At 43.4% G+C, this 4,481-nt stretch carries 7 protein-coding genes; 1 reads left to right on the forward strand and 6 read right to left on the reverse strand.

Features of this window, described 5'->3' with window-relative positions:
• The 3 genes from BCT81_RS21625 to BCT81_RS21635 all read right to left on the reverse strand — a co-directional run.
• Positions 1-724 (reverse strand): SDR family oxidoreductase (locus tag BCT81_RS21625; protein WP_102425792.1); only part of this gene is annotated, 724 nt, incomplete at its 3' end.
• Positions 725-810: 86 nt separating this feature from the next.
• The gene (locus BCT81_RS21630; protein WP_102425793.1) at positions 811-1,206 is read right to left on the reverse strand and encodes a nuclear transport factor 2 family protein; all 396 of its coding nucleotides are present in this window, start codon (positions 1,204-1,206) and stop codon (positions 811-813) included.
• Between the two features lie 41 nt (positions 1,207-1,247).
• Complete coding sequence (locus BCT81_RS21635) at positions 1,248-1,964, reverse strand: HAD family hydrolase (RefSeq protein ID WP_102425794.1); 717 nt, start codon at positions 1,962-1,964, stop codon at positions 1,248-1,250.
• A gap of 266 nt (positions 1,965-2,230) precedes the next feature.
• On the opposite strand from BCT81_RS21635, the gene BCT81_RS21640 reads away from it, so the two are divergent.
• On the forward strand, positions 2,231-2,563 hold the full coding sequence (locus tag BCT81_RS21640) for a PBPRA1643 family SWIM/SEC-C metal-binding motif protein (RefSeq protein ID WP_102425795.1): 333 nt from the start codon (positions 2,231-2,233) through the stop codon (positions 2,561-2,563).
• An 88-nt stretch (positions 2,564-2,651) separates the two neighbouring features.
• On the opposite strand, the gene BCT81_RS21645 is transcribed toward BCT81_RS21640, so the two are convergent.
• The 3 genes from BCT81_RS21645 to BCT81_RS21655 all read right to left on the reverse strand — a co-directional run.
• Positions 2,652-2,876, reverse strand: a complete 225-nt coding sequence (locus BCT81_RS21645; protein ID WP_102425796.1) for a hypothetical protein — start codon at positions 2,874-2,876, stop codon at positions 2,652-2,654.
• A 227-nt stretch (positions 2,877-3,103) separates the two neighbouring features.
• Positions 3,104-3,565, reverse strand: coding sequence for a DUF302 domain-containing protein (locus tag BCT81_RS21650; protein ID WP_102425797.1), 462 nt, complete (start codon positions 3,563-3,565; stop codon positions 3,104-3,106).
• A 111-nt stretch (positions 3,566-3,676) separates the two neighbouring features.
• Positions 3,677-4,481 (reverse strand): S66 peptidase family protein (locus BCT81_RS21655; RefSeq protein WP_102425798.1); only part of this gene is annotated, 805 nt, incomplete at its 5' end.

Raw genomic sequence — 4,481 nt, forward strand, 5'->3', positions numbered from 1 at the left:
CACCAGCAATATCAATAAATGACCCTGTCACATAAGAAGCTTCATCTGACAATAACCAAGCGATAGAGTTCGCGACCTCTTCTGGCGTGCCACCTCTTTGCAACGGAAGTTGTGAAGCCAACCTATCCACTCTTCCTGGCTCACCACCATCGGCGTGCATTTCAGTATAGATACAACCCGGCCTTACGCCATTGACACGGATGTTTCTTGACGCGAGTTCAAGGGACAAACCTTTAGTAAGGGAATCCATTGCACCTTTCGAAGCTGCATAATCTACGTATTCGAATGGCGCTCCGGTACGTGAAGCCGCAGACGATACATTCACAATCGAGCCAGCACCATCCGCTTGCTTGATAAAGGCTTTACTGCAGAGGAAGCAGCTCGACACATTTGACTTCATTACCTTTTCAAAGCGATCCAGTTCAATATCTTCTAATGCAGATTGAGTAAACAAGATGCCTGCATTGTTCACCAAGTGAGTCACAGGCCCGAGTTTATTACGTGCAATTTCAAACAAGGATTTAACGTCTGATTCAACCGAGACATCAGCACGCACACTGATAGCAGTACCGCCTTGTTCTCTAATTTCGCTAACTAGCGCTTCAGCTCTTGATTCATTTTGGATGAAATTGACACAAACCGCATAGCCTTGTTTTGCTAATAGCTTAGATGTTGCAGCACCAATACCTCGGCTCCCGCCGGTAACAATTACGACCTTGTTCATGGACTCTCCTAACTTGCTGACTTCTTGTTGATCTGATTTTTGTTATGTACGTACGCTTCTGTGAGCTCGTGTTGTGGCATTTGATGTTAGTAATTCAGTGATTCAGGGCTGACTAATTGAACCCATTGTGAGCGCCACTCTTGTGGAGCAAAGCCATCCGGCCAAAACTCAGTTTGCTTTTTGATCAAGCCATCAACCACGGTATGGAAGGTAATCACACGGTCATTAAGAACACTGTCAGTCACTGACACATCGGTAACAACAGTATCACCCTCACATACAATTGAGTTGAGCGTGAATTTCCACACATCATTTGCTGGGTATTCAGAGTTGATCGCTGTGAAGTTATCTCGCCCAACGGTTAGCTCAGATGACTGTGGCCAATAACCTTGGAAATCCTCCGCCAACCATTCGCTCGCTTTTGCAAAATCATTGGTACGCATGGCATCCCAAAAACCTAATACCACTTCTTTCGGTGTCATTGTTCTTCCTTAAATTTATCGAATTACTTGGTACTTGTTGATTACGCATATTTGCCAATGATCGCCAAAAGATCATCAACATTACTAGCGATGTAATCGGGTTTAGTCTGCCACTTTTCTGGTTCAGAACGGCTGTAACCCGCGGCAACAGCAACCACTTTAACTCTCCCACCAAGTGCAGCCTCGATGTTACGGGCAAACTGAGTATCCGCTTCATGGTCACCGATATACATTAAACAAAGCTCGTCGGTTTGACCTTCACCAAAAATATTTTCAACGCACTTAATACCACCAAATGGATGTGGCTTTTGGTTGCCATTTGACACGTCATCATAACCAACAACCGCTTTAAACAACTCGCCAATACCATAGCTATCGAGTACACCGCGAATATTCAATTGAGAGTTTTGAGAACAGATGCCATGAGGAAGATGTGCAAACTGGTTTATTACCCGTTCCATACCTTCAAACAACTCGACTGGCGTTTGGTTCTTCTCTTGATGTTCTGCCCACATTCCACCAGCAACCAACATTTCATCATGAGACATGCCGTAGTAGTCAACATACAAAGCTTGCCAGTTTTTAGCGCCATGATTTGCTTCGTGATAAAGCGCCTCGCTCGTTAAGTACTTTGGCAAGTTTTCTCCAGAGAGGTGCGGTGCAACCACAGAGATAATGTCCTTCGTTATGGCGATATTCTTTGGCACTGAATTGACTAAGGTTCCATCATAGTCCCACAAGATAGCATCTAGCTTCATTGTTTATCTCTTTGTTTAAATTAGATATTTGAATTTACCACTCCTATGGCTGCAGAGTGAAATGTAAATATCTCTAACTTCAAACCTAATCCACACAAAAACAAAAATTTAACGGATCAAACTAGGCATTTTCAAGTAAGGACAAGCCTATAAGCCTTTGCTTAGATCATTGCTTTATCAATTGGAATATATGCGTATAATCCCCCGCTCCATGCGCTATCAACATGAACATTAGCGCCATAACACTATTTCTTAATGAGTACCCCATGTCGAAACTATTTTTCAAAGGCCGTATCGAAACAAGACAAAACCACGTCCTTGCAGGCTACAACGTAAACCGCGATGTAAAAGCGGGTACTGAAGAAGCACCAATCAAAGTAACGGTTCAAAACGAAACTCGCAAAGCTGAGATCGAAACACTGGCTGCAGAGCAAGAGTTCTTTGTAGAAATCACAGTAGACGCGCAACAAGAAGAGAACACCATCGAGCTTGATACATTCCTAAACAAGCCAAAAACGATGACGTTTGAAAAGACACCTAACCGCAACGACCCATGCTCTTGCGGTAGCGGTAAGAAATATAAGAAGTGCTGCGCTTAAGGCTTCAGAATTGAATTGCCAATAGCAAAACGAAATACAACGGGAAGATCGCTGAGATCTTCCCGTTTTTATTTATCCAAACCCTTCATCAATCTAGATGGTCCGGCGTCTCTAGGTAGGTACCGCATCGAGTGCATTTGTAATCACCCGTTGCACCATTGGAAATAAGCCCAGACAAAATTTGCATCAGCAAGCCTGGTTTCTTCTCATCTTGTGGCGCTTTTTGCGCTTGGCTACTGAACAAGGTGTATTTGTGTAATGTTAGCGCTTTGCAATTACAACAAAATGCTCGCGTTTGTTCACTTCCATACATCGTATCTACAATCCTATTGATAACAGAGACTTAAGAGATACGAATATGACATAGCTTCAGTTAATCTCAAGACATTTTATAGAATCAAAGATGCATATAACAAATATGGCGACCATGAAAAATCGCTCGGCCAGTTACTTGCTTACGCACAAAGCTGTTTAACTCGCTCACACTTCTGATGAGGTGAACCTCTTGCTCTTTCGCACGTAGTTCTAAGCGCGACCTAATCAAGATTTCGCTTTAGCAACCGTCGCCTCAGACAACTTACTAAGCACACCTGAAATCTTCTTAATCACCTCGTCACAGCCATTTATCGCGTGACGCTCTACCAAGTAATTAGGATCGTTGTAAGACAACCATACTTTCTTATTAGAATCCTCCGTGACTAACACCTTCTGGGGTAAATCTATCGCGACTTCTTGAGCGCATTGCATTAATGGTGTCCCTACTTTCGGGTTACCAAAGATGATGACTTCCGTTGGTCTTAATTCAAGATCGACCTTACTCGCGTTTTTCTGATGGTCGATTCTCGCAAACAAGGTTAAACCTTTGCTTTTGGCTATTTCTTCAAAACGGTCTGCCGTCTCTTTCACTGAGTAATTACTTTGGTACTTTATCAAACCGTCGGAAGCGGCAACTGAAAAGGATGCAGAAAGTAGAATGGCGCATAGTGGTAGTAATTTTTTCATCGTCACCTCTGAGATTTAACCTAATCAAACTTACATTCATAGCGCCATCTAACGTCGTGGCGTAACCTAACTCAGTATAGACAGGTTTATAAACTGAGTTTGCTGAGAGGATCACCTTTCGCTAGGTATCTTTACCCAAGGTCCCTGCAGCTCAAAGGTCTGATTATCAAAGTCGATACTCCCTTGAACGCCAATTGGCGTGACTAACATTGGATGAGTGTGGCAGCTATCAAATCCATACAATATCGTGACGTTTTTACCGTTTAACACTTCAAGAAGCACATCGAGTGGTGTTCGTCCGGTCCCTTTATTGTCGAATAACTCATGCTTACCTAAGATGATAGCGCCCACCTTATCAAACACCCCGCAAGCCAACAGGTGCGCAAAAGAGCGCTCTACGCTCTCAATACCCTTCAACGAGTCCTCGATAAGGAGAATATCGCCATCGAGAATTTCGGGCATATATTGGCTACCCCATATCCCAGCCATCGTACTCAAGTTACCACCAATCACTCGGCCACTAACTTTTCCTTTGCCGATAAACTTCCATTCATTGTCATAGACTGGTTTCGCGCAGTTCTGAGTTTCCCAATCATGTTTGATATCCGTCCATACCTCGGGCATGGTGTATTGATGTTGACTTGTACTCTCACACAACAACTCACTAAATGATTGGAACGTTTGATCAACCAGCGGCGGAAACTCACCAAATGAAGCAACAAGTGCCGGGCCATAAAACGTTACTAAGCCAGTTTGGGCATGAATCGCCAATAGCAATGCGGTTACGTCTGAATAACCGATGATGATCTTTGGATCGTTTTTGAGTGCCTCATAATCAATATACGGTAATAGCGAGTTGCTATTATTGCCGCCAATTGTAGACATAATGCAGCGAACTTCAGGATCTCGAATCAGT

It is taken from the genome of Vibrio sp. 10N.261.52.A1, from assembly GCF_002876325.1.
Classification (GTDB): domain Bacteria; phylum Pseudomonadota; class Gammaproteobacteria; order Enterobacterales; family Vibrionaceae; genus Vibrio; species Vibrio chagasii.

Excerpts from the sequence above, each read along its gene's own strand:
- BCT81_RS21630 (WP_102425793.1), bottom strand. The coding sequence starts at position 1,206 with ATGACACCGAAAGAAGTGGTATTAGGTTTTTGGGATGCCATGCGTACC.
- BCT81_RS21635 (WP_102425794.1), bottom strand. The coding sequence starts at position 1,964 with ATGAAGCTAGATGCTATCTTGTGGGACTATGATGGAACCTTAGTCAAT.
- BCT81_RS21640 (WP_102425795.1), top strand. The coding sequence starts at position 2,231 with ATGTCGAAACTATTTTTCAAAGGCCGTATCGAAACAAGACAAAACCAC.
- BCT81_RS21645 (WP_102425796.1), bottom strand. The coding sequence starts at position 2,876 with ATGTATGGAAGTGAACAAACGCGAGCATTTTGTTGTAATTGCAAAGCG.
- BCT81_RS21650 (WP_102425797.1), bottom strand. The coding sequence starts at position 3,565 with ATGAAAAAATTACTACCACTATGCGCCATTCTACTTTCTGCATCCTTT.